The sequence below is a fragment of the Thiolapillus sp. genome, from assembly GCF_048562965.1.
Classification (GTDB): Bacteria; Pseudomonadota; Gammaproteobacteria; order Chromatiales; family Chromatiaceae; genus Thiolapillus; species Thiolapillus brandeum_A.
Genome location: NZ_JBHNMF010000037.1, coordinates 1 through 15,172, shown reverse-complemented (window position 1 = coordinate 15,172; position 15,172 = coordinate 1). Strand labels below are relative to the sequence as shown.

General features: G+C 56.9%; 10 protein-coding genes. 6 read left to right on the top strand and 4 right to left on the bottom strand.

Annotated elements, in window-relative coordinates:
* Positions 1-96: 96 nt before the first annotated feature.
* The 3 genes from nadA to ACOCD2_RS03965 are packed head-to-tail and all read right to left on the bottom strand — an operon-like array spanning position 97 to position 3,639.
* Positions 97-1,155: a quinolinate synthase NadA gene (gene nadA / locus ACOCD2_RS03975; protein WP_293645602.1), complete on the bottom strand. Its 1,059-nt coding sequence runs from the start codon at positions 1,153-1,155 to the stop codon at positions 97-99.
* A gap of 47 nt (positions 1,156-1,202) precedes the next feature.
* The gene (locus tag ACOCD2_RS03970; RefSeq protein WP_293645614.1) at positions 1,203-2,105 is read right to left on the bottom strand and encodes an ROK family protein; all 903 of its coding nucleotides are present in this window, start codon (positions 2,103-2,105) and stop codon (positions 1,203-1,205) included.
* A gap of 13 nt (positions 2,106-2,118) precedes the next feature.
* A complete protein-coding gene (locus ACOCD2_RS03965; protein WP_293645604.1) occupies positions 2,119-3,639 on the bottom strand; it encodes a dynamin family protein in 1,521 nt (506 codons plus the stop codon).
* Positions 3,640-4,246: 607 nt separating this feature from the next.
* On the opposite strand from ACOCD2_RS03965, the gene ACOCD2_RS03960 reads away from it, so the two are divergent.
* From ACOCD2_RS03960 to ACOCD2_RS03935, 6 genes are all read left to right on the top strand, one after another.
* A complete protein-coding gene (locus ACOCD2_RS03960) occupies positions 4,247-4,642 on the top strand; it encodes an SCP-2 sterol transfer family protein (protein WP_293645606.1) in 396 nt (131 codons plus the stop codon).
* A gap of 106 nt (positions 4,643-4,748) precedes the next feature.
* Positions 4,749-5,900 carry an efflux RND transporter periplasmic adaptor subunit gene (locus ACOCD2_RS03955; RefSeq protein WP_293645608.1) on the top strand — a complete coding sequence of 384 codons (1,152 nt, stop codon included), beginning with the start codon at positions 4,749-4,751 and terminating at the stop codon, positions 5,898-5,900.
* A 257-nt stretch (positions 5,901-6,157) separates the two neighbouring features.
* Positions 6,158-10,306: an efflux RND transporter permease subunit gene (locus tag ACOCD2_RS03950; protein ID WP_293645610.1), complete on the top strand. Its 4,149-nt coding sequence runs from the start codon at positions 6,158-6,160 to the stop codon at positions 10,304-10,306.
* Between the two features lie 334 nt (positions 10,307-10,640).
* Entirely contained in the window at positions 10,641-11,279 is a 639-nt protein-coding gene (locus ACOCD2_RS03945) for an AAA family ATPase (RefSeq protein ID WP_293645612.1), read from the top strand.
* Positions 11,280-11,376: 97 nt separating this feature from the next.
* Positions 11,377-11,880, top strand: a complete 504-nt coding sequence (locus tag ACOCD2_RS03940; protein WP_293648752.1) for a hypothetical protein — start codon at positions 11,377-11,379, stop codon at positions 11,878-11,880.
* A 1-nt stretch (position 11,881) separates the two neighbouring features.
* Positions 11,882-12,808: a 5'-nucleotidase gene (locus tag ACOCD2_RS03935; protein ID WP_293648755.1), complete on the top strand. Its 927-nt coding sequence runs from the start codon at positions 11,882-11,884 to the stop codon at positions 12,806-12,808.
* Between the two features lie 9 nt (positions 12,809-12,817).
* Here the strand turns inward: ACOCD2_RS03935 and ACOCD2_RS03930 are convergent, their stop codons facing one another.
* Positions 12,818-14,917 carry an EAL domain-containing protein gene (locus ACOCD2_RS03930; RefSeq protein ID WP_293648758.1) on the bottom strand — a complete coding sequence of 700 codons (2,100 nt, stop codon included), beginning with the start codon at positions 14,915-14,917 and terminating at the stop codon, positions 12,818-12,820.
* Positions 14,918-15,172 lie beyond the last annotated feature (255 nt).

Genomic DNA, 15,172 nt, shown 5'->3' with positions numbered 1-15,172 from the left:
AGTTGTTGCGTAGTGCTGGGTGACCAGGACGGCTGGGGCACAAATAGGTTGTCAAAGGCCGAGTCGATTTTGGGGACTGGGATGTCCCAAAATCTATCACGAGGCCGAAGACACGCTTGTTCCGTGTGTGGCGGCAAAGTCCAGCATGCGCTGGATCGGGATGACCGCTTTCTGGCGAATCGTTTCTTCGATGTGAATCTCGTTGTTGCCCTTGAGCAGCAGCTGTTCGAGGTTCTGCAGGGCGTTCATGGCCATCCAGGGGCAATGTGCGCAGGATACGCAGGTGGCGCCCTCGCCGGCAGTGGGCGCGGACAGCAGCTTCTTGTTTGGCGCCAGTTGCTGCATCTTCCAGAAAATGCCGTCATCCGTGGCAACGATGAATTCCTCGTTGGGCATCTCCTGCACGGCCTTGATCAGGGCCGTGGTGGAGCCGACCACGTCTGCCTGTTCGATGACGCTCTCGGGTGATTCCGGATGCACCAGTACCGCTGCGTCGGGGTGAAGTTTGTGCAGACGTTCCAGCCCGAAGGCCTTGAATTCTTCATGCACAACACAGGAGCCCGGCCAGAGCAGCATGTCCACGCCGGTCTGTTTCTGGATATAGCTACCGAGGTGCCTGTCCGGCGCCCACAATACCTTCTCGCCTTTGTCCCCCAGGTATTTGACGATGGGCAGTGCAATGCCGGAGGTTACCATCCAGTCGGCGCGGGCTTTCACCTCGGCGCTGGTGTTGGCATAGACGACGACCGTGTGATCAGGATGGGCGTCGCAGAACGCCGAGAACTCCCGGGCAGGACAGCCTTCGTCCAGGGAACAGGTGGCGCCCAGATCCGGCATCAGCACCCGCTTCTCCGGGTTGAGGATCTTGGAGGTTTCACCCATGAAGCGCACGCCGCAGACGATGAGTGTGTCCGCGTCGGTGGTAGTGCCGTAACGCGCCATTTCCAGGGAGTCGGCGACACAGCCCCCGGTTTCCTCCGCCAGTTCCTGCAGGTCGGCATCTACGTAGTAGTGAGCCACCAGCACGGCGTTGTTTTCTTTCAGCAGCTGCTTGATGCGTTTCTTCAGGGCGCGCTTTTCCGGCGCGGACAGTTCCGGCCACTGGGGATGCTTTGGCACCTGGATCTCGGGGATGGATTGTGAGGCTGTAACCATGGGTGAGGAAAATATCGTTCAGGAAGTCGTCTGCACATTATGACCGGTTAAGGCTGGTCCCGCCACAACCAGGCAGCTCCCCGCACGCCGCTGCTGTCTCCGAAACGCGGTGGCAGCAGGCGGGTGTGAAAGATATCGGAAAAGATGTATTGCTGCCAGCGCTGACTCACGTTGTCGTACAGCCGCTGCAGCTGGGACAGGCCGCCGCCCAGCACGATGGCGTGGGGGTCGAGTACGTTGATGATGCTGGCCAGCCCCCGGGCGAGGCGGTCTTCATAGATTTGCAGGGTGGTTTCTGCTGCAGCATCCCCCTGCGCGGCCAGAGCGGCAATTTCCGGTGCCATCAATGTTTTTCCGGTGCGCCGCAAATGTTCGCCGGCCAGTCCCGGGCCGGAGAGAAAGGTTTCTATGCAGCCGTGTTTCCCGCAATAGCAGGCAGGACCGGGAAGCTCTTCCGGGCGCGGCCAGGGCAGGGGATTGTGCCCCCATTCGCCGGTGATGGCATTGGGTCCCAGCAACAGCTGCCCGTGGACGCAAATGCCACCGCCGGTGCCCGTGCCGATGATGACGCCGAATACGATATCCGCATCCGACGCGGCGCCGTCCACCGCCTCGGAAAGGGTGAAACAGTCGGCGTCATTGGCCATGCGCACCGGGCGTTCCAGCAACTGTTCCAGATCCTGCTGTAACGGCTGTCCATTGAGGCAGGTGGAGTTAGCGTTGCGCATCAGCCCGGTTTCGGGTGAGGGCGATCCGGGCGTGCCAATGCCGAGTTTCAGCTGCCGGTCTGCGTGGGATTCCAGCTCGTGATGGAGGTTGTGAATAGCCTGCAGTGTCGCGTCATAGTCACCCGTCGGCGTGGGCTGGCGGATGCACAGCAGTTCATCACCTTCCTGATCCATCAGCAGGGCTTCGATCTTGCTGCCACCCAGATCCATGCCGGCCAGCATCACGGTATTGCGCTCAGTCTGTCTTTGCGTCGCTTGCGTGTGCCTCTTCCACCGCTGCAGTTTCGGCTAGAGTGGCTTCGGCTTCTGTCACCGGCGCTTCCACTCCGGTTTCCGCCTTGGTGCCTGAAGGGTTGGTGAAGCGGTCGTTCAGCTGCTGCACGAATTCATCTGCCTGCGTGATGATGGCAGAAAGCCTGCGCCGGGTGCCCCGGGTCCAGCCAGCGGGCTTCGTGCTCAGCAGGCTGCGCCAGGGACGGGTGCTCTTTGCAAAGGCTGACACCAGGTTGATCCTGACGGGGAGGGCATCCTGCTGTTCCCTGAGCCAGCCTGCGAGGCTGCGGGTGGCGAGTTTCCGCAGGGCCAGATGCAAGGCGAAACCGCCGCCAATCACCACGGCAAGGAACAGCGCGCTGTGCAGGGTGCTTTCCCTGATCCAGGACCACCAGTTTCCGAGCTGGCCATAGCTCAGGCCGGCACCGATGATCAGTGCGGCAATCAGGCCGAATACGATGCCATCCAGCCACAGGACACGCTTTTTCCAGCGGGCCAGTCCTTCCTGCAGCGCGGGAACCACCCGGTCTTCGATTTCCCTGGCGGTTTTTTCCAGGGAGCCCACGATGCGGTAGGCGCGTTCGACTTCTACCTGTTCCATGCGACCGTGGATCTCCGCCAGATCGTGATCCCGCTTGCTTTCGTAGCGCTGGCGCAGGGTGGCGTCTTCGATCTGTATGGATGCCGTGGGGCTGTAGATGGTATAGAAACGCCCGGCGGTGAGTCCGTGCTCACCCAGCGCACGCTGCCAGGCGGCGATGACCTCTTCCGGGTTGTCCTCGTTGGCCGTGGTATCGATCTGGTTCAGGATATACAGGAATTTTCCGGAATCGTTGCGGTGTATGGTCTTGGAGACCAGGTGCTCCAGCGTATCGCGCATGGCGCCGGGTTCAGGATGCCGGGCATCGAAGAACACCAGCACCAGGTCGGACAGATCCACCATGTGATCGGTGATGCGCAGGGTGGAGGTACGCTGGGCGTCGGCGTCGAATCCCGGGGAGTCGATGAGGATCTTTTCCTTGAGGCGCTTGCTATTGCAGCTTTTCAGCTGCAGATAGGCATCAATGCGGTCTCCTTCACCTGCGGCGACCAGTTCGATCTCACGACTGATCTTGTAGAAAGGGAAGCGGGGATCGGAATCCAGTGAAACGCCGGGCAGGGTATGGGGTGTGGGATCTTCGCTGTAGCAGATGACCGTGAAGCGGTCGTCCACCGCCTGGTTGCCGCTGCGCTGCAGCTTGGTATCCAGATAATTATTGATGAAGGTCGATTTGCCTGCTGAGAAAGTGCCCAGGATGGAGATCAGCGGCCACCAGGGAATCTGTGTGGCGAAGGATTCGGTCTGATCCAGCAATCCCATGCGGTAGGCGACGCGGTCCAGGTCGCGAAAGCTTTGAACGGCGCTCAGCAATACCGGGTTTTCCTGTTCCAGATGGGTTTCCAGGTGCTTGAGTCGGTTGTCGATGATATTTTGGTCGGCCATGTGTGTCTCGAAAGAATCTGCGTTGTGAGGAAGTCTCTTTCCGCTGTTTCAGGGAAGAAACGGATTGTAGGTCGTTGTCGGTCCGGAATCCTGAAATAGTACCCCGAGTTTGGCGGGTATGGTAGTGTCTGTCGCTATTCGAGACTGCCGCGCATACGCTTTGTTCCGCAATATTAACCCGGCGGGGGAATAGTTCATGTTCAGCGCTTCAAGAAACCACTAGAGCAAGGCGCGCCTCGCTGGCAATGGTAAAACCCTTGTCAAGAGACGCAACACGGCTATAGTGGTTTCTTGAAGCGCCTAACTTGTTGAATTTGAATGGACAGGCTGCCACCCCTTGCCCTTCAGACTGCGTTATCAACATTTGCTGTAGAATGACTACAGCGGCATATTGATGCCTTGCTGAAGGGCAAGGTGTGGCAGCTGAACATGAAATCTTCCCCTGCCGGGTTAATAACAGTCAGTTGCGGCTGATTCCCTTGTTCACGGTGTTGCGCGATGGAAAAAAGGGCTGGAATATTGGATAATATGCCGCTATACGTCGGTAATCCCCTTTGGGATAACGGCAAAGAGTTGTATTCAAATAAGAAATCTTGGGAGGTGTTGCATGGCTGATTTGTTTTCTGCAGATTGGATGGATTCTTTTGCTCAGGAATGGAATGGCGAATCTGATCTTACCGGCCCGCTGGGGGAAATCGGATTCAACAGTGTTATCGGTTACGGGTTTCCTGATGATGATCAGCCCCGTGGTGTTCTGGTGGTGGCAAATGGCCAGGCTGTTTCCGGTGGTGCATACAATGGCGAAGAGCTGAACTGGGATATCCGTGCTTCCGAAGACCAATGGAAAAAATGGATTGCAAAGCCGCCGGGAATGATGGGGCTGGGGGTGGCCTTTACGTCTGGAAAAATGAAGTTCAAGGTAGGTGACTACGGCGCAATGCTCAAGGAGCCGAAGATGGCAAAACCGTTCATCAAGAGTTTCTCCGTCATGGGGAAGGTCTGAACGCATTTAACTCAAAATAGTGGCGGTATATTGCCTGGGTATGCGGGTAATATACCGGGTGTACACAAGGGCCGGCAGGCCCGATACCATTGGAAACCGGCAACTTATGATCAATATCAGGATACGGCGGACGTTACTGACAGCTTTTTTGGTGGCCCTGATCGGCACTGGCGCTGTTCAGGCGCAGCAGAAAAATACATTCGGTGATGTGTTTGTCGTGCAGGCTTCGGATCGCCAGCCGACAGTAGCCATTGGCGGAACCGTCGTACCTTACAAACAGGTCACCCTGGCGGCGCAGATACCCGGACGGGTCAAGTACATTGCCGGTATCGAAGGCGACGCCTTCAAGGAAGGTACACTGCTGGTTGCCATCGATGACTCGGAACTGCTGGCAAAGCGCTCGGCAGCCTATGCCCAGCTTTCCTCCGCCGAGGCAGAGCTTCGCAATGCAGGCGTACAGTATTCCCGCGAGCTGTGGTCACCCAAATCCAAGGCGGCTCCCGGCGGCATGGCTATCCCCAATCTGTTCGATCAGATGTTCACCCGCCCGGCGGAAGACTTCATGGGCGAGCGTGACCGTGGTGCCGAGCGCAGTGCTGACCTCTATGCATCGACCACCCGCATCGAGCAGGCGCGTTCAGCCATCATGCGGGCGCGTTCCGAGATTCAGGCCATCGAAGCCAAACTGCGCGATGCTAAGAGTCTGGCGCCCTTCGATGGCGTGATCATGGACAAGATGGTGGAAGTGGGTGACACGGTTCAGCCCGGCGTACCCATGCTCAGATTTGCTGACATCACCTGGCTGCAGGTGGAGCTGGACATCCCTGCCAGGCTGGTGACCGGTCTGCAGGAAATGATGGTGCTGAAGAAAGCTGCCGTGTTTGATGACTATTCTGAGCCGGTGGATGTGCGGGTCGCCCAGATCTATCCCATGGCCGACGCCCAGCGCCATACCATCAAGGTCAAATTCGATATTCCTCAGGGCATTTCGCAGCCGGGCATGTACGCCAAGATCATGATTCCAGACACCAGCCATGCCGCTGCGACCGGCAGCCTGCCCGTTGTGCCTGCATCGGCCATCCGTTATCGCGGCAGTTTGCCCGTGGTCTATGTGCAGAACGAGAAGGGCAAGGCGGAACTGCGCCTGATTCGTGAGGGAAGGCGGCTGGACAATGGCATGGTGACTGTGTTGTCGGGTCTGGCGCCAGGGGACAAGGTATACGTCAATCCCAGGCCCAGCATGTTGTCCGGGTCATGATCCCCGCACGCTGAAGTGGCAGGATATACCAATACCGGGCCTGCTGCTGCCGTGCAGCGGGAGACTGACAAAATTGCGGGCACTTAGTGTGTTGCGCACAGGGCGTCAGTAGCAGCATCGTTCAGCACTCTGCCTGGGGTGGCAGGGTCCCGGGGAATGATAAAAAATATACGCACACCAGCTTCCCGAGGGAGTGGTGACAACCGATTTCCGGCGCATGCCGGAATTTAACCAAACTCACGCAGGTTATAGATGGTATGAGTGGTCTGGATACCAAATCCCACAATTCTCCCGTATCTGACGCTGTCGATGAGGTGGCAGATCTGGGTATTGCAGGACGCACCGCAAGATTCTTCATAAAGTCCCCCCTGTCTCCGCTGCTGTACATCACCATGTTCCTGCTGGGACTGGCGGGCCTGATCATGACTCCCCGGCAGGAAGATCCCCAGATATCGGTACCGCTCATCGATCTGTTCATCCAGTATCCGGGAGCGCCCGTCGAGGAAGTGGCCTCTCTCGCTATTCAGCCCCTGGAACGCATGATGTGGGAAATACAGGGCGTGAAGCATGTGTATTCCGTATCCCAGCGCGGTGGTGGCATGGTGACGGTGCAGTTTGAAGTCGGGGAGGATATGGGGCCTTCCCTGGTCAAGGTCAATGAACAGCTTGCGTCCAACATGGACAAGATCCCCAACGGTGTATCTCCTCCTCTGGTACAGGCCAAGGGCATCGATGATGTGCCCGTGGTTACTCTGACCCTGTGGTCGGACAAGGACTATAACGGCGATGGCATCCCTGATGTGGATGACAGCCAGTTGCGTCGCCTGGCGCTTTCCGTACTGCAGTCCATCAAGGAGATCCCGGATACCGGTAAAGGCTTCGTGGTGGGCGGTCGCGCCGAGCAGGTCACCATCGAGGTGCTGCCAGAGCGCCTGGCGGGTTATGGCATCAGCCTGGGCCAGGTGGCACAGGCCATACAGATGGCCAATGCCGAACAGCAGGCCGGCAATGTGGAATCCGGCGGCACGCATTTTACGGTTGTCACGGGAAAGTTCCTGCAGACAGCGGATGATATCAATCACCTCAGGGTCGGCAGTCACAATGGTGTGCCGGTCTATGTACGTGATGTGGCCATGGTGCGTCAGGGTCCCGAGGACGCCAAACGCATGGTCGCCTATTATACGGGAGCTGCGTCTGAGAATCCGGATCTTGCGGTCAGCGTACCGGCGGTTACCATTGCCATCGCCAAAAAGAAGGGCACCAACGGGGTATCCGTGGCCAACAAGGTGCTGGAACGTATAGAAGAACTCAAAGGGCGGCTGATACCCAGCAATATCGAAGTCAGCGTCACGCGCAACTACGGCAAGACCGCCAACGACAAGGTCAGTGCTCTGATCTTCAAGCTGTTCGTGGCAACTTTCTTCGTATTCATACTGGTGTGGTGGGCTTTCCGTGCGCTAAAGCCGGCGATCGTGGTGCTGCTGGTCATACCTGTGGTACTGCTGTTCACGGTTTTTGGTGCCTGGATGCTAGGTTTCACCATCGACCGCGTATCCCTGTTTGCCCTGATCTTCTCCATCGGTATCCTGGTGGATGATGCTATCGTGGTCGTGGAGAATATCTACCGCCGCTGGCTCGAAGAAGGAGAGACGGATGCAGAAACCGCCGTCGATGCGGTGCGCGAAGTGGGCAATCCCACCATACTGGCGACGCTGACGGTTATCGGCGCACTGCTTCCCATGGGTTTCGTATCCGGCATGATGGGACCCTACATGATGCCAATCCCCGCGCTGGGCTCCGTGGCCATGGTGATTTCGTTGTTTGCCGCATTCGTGTTTACGCCCTGGCTGGCAATACATCCTATGTTCCGCCCTTCCATGGGGTATCTGGTAGTGGCCGAAAAGCGTGAGCACAAGGAAGCGGAAAAGCTCGAAAAGGTTTTCCGCAAAGTGCTGATGCCCATGATCGAGAACCCGCGCAAGGCACGCCTGTTCCGGATTTCGATGTGGGCCGTATTCCTGATCATGTGCTCCCTGTTCTATTTCAAACTGGTGGTGGTGAAAATGCTGCCGCTGGACAACAAGCCGGAATACTCCGTGGTGCTGGACATGCCCGAGGGCACCGCCCTGGCCGAAACGGCCAACCGTGCCAACCAGATAGCCAACCTGGTGAGGAAACTCCCTGAAGTGACAGCGGTGCAGGTGTATGTGGGTACCGCCAAACCTTTCGACTTCAACGGCATGGTGCGCCATTACTATCTGCGCAAGCAGCCCTGGCAGGCGGAAGTGCAGGTTCAGCTGCTCGACAAACACCATCGCAAGCGTACCAGTCACGAGATCGCCGTGGAAACCCGGGCCCTGATCAAGGAAATGCTGAAAGATGCGACGGGGGCACTCCCCAAGTTTGCCGTGGTGGAAATGCCGCCGGGACCGCCTGTGCTGCAATCCGTGGTCGCAACGGTTCACGGCCCGGATGCGCCCACCCGCCGCCAGGTGACGGCAGATCTCACCGAACTTTTCAAGAAGGCCCCCAATCTTGTGGATGTGGACAATTACATGGTGTCGCCACATGATTACTGGCGTTTCATGGTCGACAGGGACAAGGCAGATCTGCGCGGCATCTCGGTGGATTCCATCAACAAGAACCTGGCCATGGCGCTGGGCGGCATGGTGATCGGCGACGTGAAACAGCGCGCCGGCCACGAGCCCGTCAATATCGTGATCCAGGTGCCACTGGCGGAGCGTTCCCAGATCACGCGACTGGGTGATCTGCTCATTCAGTCAAAGGACAGTGTGGGCGTTCCCCTGCGCGAACTGGGGCAGTTCAAGCGGGTGCAGGTGGAGCCTTCGGTATTCAACAAGGACCTGCGGGCGGTGGAATACGTTGTGGCCGATGTTGGCGGTCGTCTGGCAGCGCCTGTTTACGGCATGATGCAGGTTGAAGACCTGCTCAAGACCGCCAATGACGGCAAGCCCTACATCACGCCAGATAACGTGGAGCTGGCTAAAAACACCTATTGGACGGGACCACCGCCGACAGACAGTCAGTCGAGCTTCGAGTGGACGGGTGAGTGGACGGTGACCTATGAGACCTTCCGGGACATGGGTATTGCCTTTGGTGCAGCACTGGTACTGATTTACATCCTGGTGGTATGGGAGTTCGGCAATTTCCGCATTCCGGCACTGATCATGTCACCCATTCCCCTGACCCTGCTGGGAATTATCCCTGCCCATGCTCTTTTCTTTGCCGCAGGCTGGGGGGGCGAGTTTACCGCCACCTCCATGATCGGCTGGATTGCCCTGGCAGGTATTATCGTGCGCAACTCAATTCTGCTGGTGGATTTCTCCATTCACGAAGTTCAGAAGGGTGTGCCTGTACCGGAAGCGGTGATCAAGGCCTGCAAGACCCGTACCCGACCGATTCTGATCACAGCATTTGCGCTGGTTTTCGCCTCGTCCGTGATCTTTTTCGATCCCATATTCCAGGGCATGGCCATCTCACTGGCTTCGGGTGTACTGGTTTCCACCATACTGACTCTGGTGGTTATTCCCCTGGGGATGGTGTCTGCATCAGAATCGCTGTGTGAAGCTGCAGGCCGTCATTGTCCAAAAGCCCGAAAAACGCCTCAGGGTGGCGGTTCTACAGGAGGTGGCGGACGCAGCCTGCTGAAACGCGGCTGGCATGTGACAGCCAGTATCATCATTGCCGTCGTAAGCTTCACCGCAGCTGTTATTCGCCTTTTCCTTCCGGCGAAAAAGTCCGGGAAGACGACAGCCACCCCTGCATCTGCCCCGGCGGCGGCAACAAAACCGGCGCCGCCACCTCCTGAGCCGGAAAAGCCCCGGAAAGAGGCGGCTGCTCCGGCGAAAAAGCCGGAAGAAAAACCCGCCAGGAAAGCGGCCGGGTTCGAACCCGAGCTGGATGCTGCGCTGGTCGATGATGCCGAACTGGATATCGAGAGCATTGCCAGGCCTATCGAGAAACCTCTGGCCGAGCAGAAGCCCACCCGGGATCAGATGAAGAAGACGGTTGCCGCCCGCAAGACATCGGTGAAAGAAGCGTCACCCAAGAAAAAGGCGACCAGGAAAGCTGCCGCCAGGAAAACCACTGTGGTCAAGGAAGCTCCGGCGACGGAAAAGCGCAAAGCTGCCGCTCAGGCAAAAACGCCTGCCAGGGCCGCGACGGCTACGGCAAAGAAAAAAGCGCCAGTTGCAAAGAAAGTACAAACCACAGCCACAACCAAGAAAAAAGCGGCGGCGGCTCCCAAGGCGTCTGCCACCAAGAAACCTGCGGTGGCGAGCAAAGCCAAGGCTCCCGTGAAAAAGGTGCGGACGGCGAAAAAGTCGGGGAGACGGGGAATCCGGCTGAAGAGTCTGGATTCCACAGACGATGGGTTATCATCCTGAGGTCGAGATCAATATTAACCCGGCAACCAAATATATCGTCCTCAGCCACCCTCTCTGCGCTGGTGGCAAGGCATCAACACGCAGCTGTAGTCATTCTACAGCAAGTGTTGATAACGCAGTCCACCAGCGCAGAGAGGGTGGCCTTTCTTTGCACTATCAATTGGTTAGGTGCTTCTAACAGGACGCGTATCGGTGTTGCGGCTTTTGACAAGGGCTTGCCATTGCCTGCAAGCCGCGCCTTGATACGCGTCCTGTTTGAAGCACTGAGGGCGACATATTTGGTCGCCGGGTTAATAAATGACGATCAGCCATACGTGCGTGGGAGATTCTGGCAATGATTACAGTTATCGGTAGCCTCAAGGGAGGGTCAGGCAAGAGCACCATCACTTTCAATCTGGCCGTATGGCTGGCCTTGGGAGAACAGCATGTGCTGGCGATAGATGCCGATCCCCAGGCCACGCTTACCGATGTGGTGGATGTAAGGACGGAAGAGGGGTTTGAGCCCCCGGTTGAACTGGCCAGCAAGAAACTGCTGCATAACCGCAAGGAACTGGATCAATATGAAGAGGTGTTGATCGATGTGGGAACGGCTGATCTCGCCAGCCTCAAACAGACCATCAGGATAGCCGACCGTATAGTCGTACCCGTGCCGCCCAGTCAGGCGGATATCTGGTCCACCCAGCGCTTCCTGCGTCTGATCGATTCGGTAGTCGGGGACAACCGCCGCCCGGAGGTGATGGGCTTCATCAACCGTGGTGATACGCACCGGGCCATACGCGAGAGCGATGAGGCGGCGGCGGCGCTGATTGCACTGCCCGGCATCAAGTTCATCAAGGCACGACTGGCGCAGCGTACCGCTTTCCGGCGTTCTTTCAGTGAAGGTCTGGCCGTGTTCGAGATGGATCCCCGCAGCAAGGGAGCCCATGAATGGAATGCCCTGGCGGCGGTGCTTTACGCCCATGTTGTCGGTTAATGAGAACCCGTCCAGATTAATATTGCTTTATTGAATATAAGAATATTTATGGGTATGATATTCTTAATATACCGGCCAAACAGAGCAATATCAGCCAGTGAGTGAGTTGAAATCCCAGGAAGAAGAACTGGACACGGTCTCCGACCGCGAAGGTATAACACGCCTGTCGGAAGTGTTCGAGACCAGCGCCAGGCGCTGGGAACTGATCATCTATCCTTCCATGTTCGCCTTCGTGGTTCTCGCCGCCTACGGCTTTTTCCTCATCTACCGTCTTGCCGGTGACATGCATTACATGGTCATCAGTGTCGATACGCACATGTCCGTGCTGTCCAGCAACATGCAGAGCATGTCTGAGAATATGGGGCAGATGACGACCAATATCCGCACCATGACGGTGAGCATGGATTCCATGGAACACAAGATGGGCACGCTGCAGCCGATTCTCGCCAGCATGGAGTCCATGGATGAATCCATGAAATCCATGAACACATCAACCAAGATTCTGACCGTGGCGACGCGCAACATGCAATATGACATGTCCCGTTTGAATGACAACGTCGGTCGCCCCATGTCCTTCATGAATACCTTCATGCCCTGGTAACGTGGGACAGACCGAAAGCCGTCCTGTCCTTGTTGTCGCCATTTCCTCACGCGCACTGTTTGATCTGGATGAATCTCACCGGGTATTCGAGGAGCAGGGTATAGACGCCTATCACCGCTACCAGATCGAACATGAGGACGATGTGTTACAGCCAGGCGTGGCCTTTACGCTGGTCAGGAAACTGCTGAACCTCAATACGCTGTTCGAAAAGCGCGTCAGGGTGGAGGTAGTGCTGTTGTCGCGTAACAGCGCGGACACCGGATTGCGGGTGTTCAACTCCATCAGTCATCATGGTCTTGATATCACCCGTGCAGCCTTCACCGGCGGGCGCAGCCCTTTTGAATATGCCTCTGTGCTGGACGCACATCTTTTTCTCTCGGCGGATTCCGAAGATGTTGCCCGGGCCCTGAATGCCGGTGTCGCCGCAGCGACCATCGCTCCCATCGCGGGTTCCGGCGCTTTGGGAAATGCCACGGGTGAGGATCCCGACCAGCTGCGTATTGCCTTCGATGGCGATGCCGTGCTGTTTTCGGATGAAGCGGAACGCGTTTACCGCAAGCAGGGGCTGGAGGCCTTTGAAGCCAGCGAGAAGGCGGCGGCCAGAAGACCGCTGGAAGCAGGACCTTTCCGGTGTTTTCTCGAAGTGCTGCATAAAATGCAGTCACTTTCTCCCGAGGGTACCTCTCCCATACGAACGGCACTGGTCACAGCCCGAGGTGCGCCCGCGCATGAGCGGGTCATCCGCACCCTGAGAACTTGGGGGATTCGCATCGATGAAGCCCTGTTTCTCGGGGGGATGGACAAGAGCGCCTTTCTCAAGGCCTTTCAGGCGGATATCTTTTTTGACGATCAGACCCAGCATGTTGAATCTGCTGCGCAGTTTGTACCTGCGGGCCATGTGCCTCACGGGGTGGCAAACAAGGCCTGACTCAGGGCATTACAGCTCTGCGTCGTAGATGATGGTGTCGACAGGTTTCTGGATGAAGTTACCCTGAATGAAGTCGACTCCGACATTCCAGAGTATGGTCAGCTGGGCGGCTTCTTCGATGTAGATCACGATGGTCTTGACCTTTTCCTGGTGGAGCTGCTGGTTGTAGTCTTTGAGCAATTCCTGCTGCTGCTTGTCTTTGGACAGTCTTCCCGAGATGTCCGGAGAAAAACACACCAGATCGCACTGCAGGTGGCGCACCACATTGACCGCTTCCTGCTCGAAGGGGAAGTGGGTGAGCGAGATGCGGCAGTTGATCTTGTGCAAACCTTCTGCCAACTGTTCCATCTTCTCCAAATGCCCGATCACGTCGTGGTGTGATACGGCAAAGGTGAGCCAGGCGCCTTTGGCCTTGAACTCACGCAGGCAATCACAGATCCACAGCAACAGGGAATCATCTTCGATGGCGGAAGCGGAGAGGGTGATCATGAAGTTGAGCTTGTGGCCGTCATTGCGGTGACGGGCGACCTCCTGGATGGCATTGCGAATGATCCAGCGATCGATTTCCGCCATTCTTTCCGAACGGATAGCTTCCTCGAGGAATCCCTTGGGCAGAATCTGCTGGTCTTCTGAATCCAGCATACGGACATAGACGGCGTAATCCTCCCGGCTGTTGCCATGCAGGCTGACCACAGGCTGATAGATGAGGTGGAAGCGGTCATGAGCCAGTGCCTGGTCGATGAGCTGAACGATGCTGTCGTCACCCTGACCCTGTGCATCACTGGCCTTGTTGGCATCAAACAGGCTGGTGGCCGTGCCTTCAGCCAGTGCGGTTTTGCAGGCGCGCGATGCATGGGAGATGAAGTCTGTCGGACTCTGGGCCGGTGGCGTATCGGAATGGGCGATGCCGACACCGATTTGTAGTTTTACAGCCTGTTCATTGATCTGGTAACTGTGATCATTCATTGCGTTGTACAGGCGCTTCGCCAGAGATTCCGCTGAGGTGTCCGGTGTGCACAGGATGGCAAATTCATGTTCCCCGAAACGGGCCACCAGGTCGGTATCATAGGTGGTGTCGTTCAGGATGCGGGTGGTTTCCTTGAGCACCATTTCGGCGCCGTCGATGCCGTAATCCGCCTTGATGTCCTGGAAGTTGCCGATGCTGATCATCACCATGCTCAGGCGTCTCTCCTCGGCCAGGGCCTCGTCCAGCCGGCGCTCAAGCTGCTTGGTGAAGTAGTTGCGGTTGTACAGGCCTGTGTCGGTATCGTAGTTGGCCAGCTCGGCAAGACGCTGCTCGATGTCCATTTCGGGGGACTGGTCGCGGATGATGACCTGGGTACAGTCTTCCCCGTCGATGATGGACGGGGAGAAATCCATGGTGACTGGCAGCTTGTGGCCATCGTTGCTCACGCAGTCGATGGACAGCTGGTCCGCGGTATGCTGTTCGTCGAGTTTGTGCAGTACCGGCTTGAATTTCAGGCGGTCGTCACTGGCAATCAGATCCATGAAGGGCAGGCCTTCCAGTTCATCTGCGTTTTTGAAACCGAACAGGGAAACATAGGCGGGATTGGCATATACGTGCATGCCCTGATGAATATAGGCGATGGCTTCACCTGCTGTCTCCGTCAGGGTTTCATAGCGCTGACGGGTTTCCTTCAATTCCTGTGTGACCGACAGGAGCTTCTTTTTCATGACCATGTTCTGCTGTTCGCGGTTCACCACGTAGATCAGATGGGCATGGTCGTGCCGTTCGATGATGTCCTGGGCACTGGTTTCTGCGGCAAAAAAGAGCTCTTCGCCTGGATCATCGGAAAGCAGGATGAAAGCGGCGAGGGGAGAGATCTCCCGGATCTGGCGAATGGCGGTGGTGAAATCGATTTCTTCGGCGTCGCAGTTGACCAGCACCACGTCAGCATCCAGCGATTTCATCAGCACATCCAGTTCATCCGGTGTATAGGCCGTGTTCAGATGAACGGCCATACCTGAATTGCGCAGGGTCTGGGAATAGATGTTTGCATCGTCGATCGAGCAGCCCAGCACCAGCAGTTCTACCACGTCACTCAGTGGTGTTACGATCTGAATGATTCTTTCCGCATTGGTACTCATTTATGTGATCCTGATGTTATTGGGCAATTTTCACAATTCATTCCACAAATCCTGAAAATTGTCTTCTGGTTCAGCGCCGATTTCTTCCGCTTTTTGTTCTTCCACAGTAACTACTCACCCCTAAGATGAGTACAGTAAGCGCCCCAGAATCGACACCTTTTTTCAGAACACCATCAGCCACAGACTTTCTCCTGTCCCACCACAACGCAGGAGAATGCCATGGCCCCGACCGACAGTACTGACCGCATCACCTTC

Excerpts from the sequence above, each read along its gene's own strand:
- ACOCD2_RS03945 (WP_293645612.1), top strand. The coding sequence starts at position 10,641 with ATGATTACAGTTATCGGTAGCCTCAAGGGAGGGTCAGGCAAGAGCACC.
- ACOCD2_RS03960 (WP_293645606.1), top strand. The coding sequence starts at position 4,247 with ATGGCTGATTTGTTTTCTGCAGATTGGATGGATTCTTTTGCTCAGGAA.
- ACOCD2_RS03965 (WP_293645604.1), bottom strand. The coding sequence starts at position 3,639 with ATGGCCGACCAAAATATCATCGACAACCGACTCAAGCACCTGGAAACC.
- ACOCD2_RS03930 (WP_293648758.1), bottom strand. The coding sequence starts at position 14,917 with ATGAGTACCAATGCGGAAAGAATCATTCAGATCGTAACACCACTGAGT.
- ACOCD2_RS03970 (WP_293645614.1), bottom strand. The coding sequence starts at position 2,105 with ATGCTGGCCGGCATGGATCTGGGTGGCAGCAAGATCGAAGCCCTGCTG.
- nadA (WP_293645602.1), bottom strand. The coding sequence starts at position 1,155 with ATGGTTACAGCCTCACAATCCATCCCCGAGATCCAGGTGCCAAAGCAT.
- ACOCD2_RS03950 (WP_293645610.1), top strand. The coding sequence starts at position 6,158 with ATGAGTGGTCTGGATACCAAATCCCACAATTCTCCCGTATCTGACGCT.
- ACOCD2_RS03955 (WP_293645608.1), top strand. The coding sequence starts at position 4,749 with ATGATCAATATCAGGATACGGCGGACGTTACTGACAGCTTTTTTGGTG.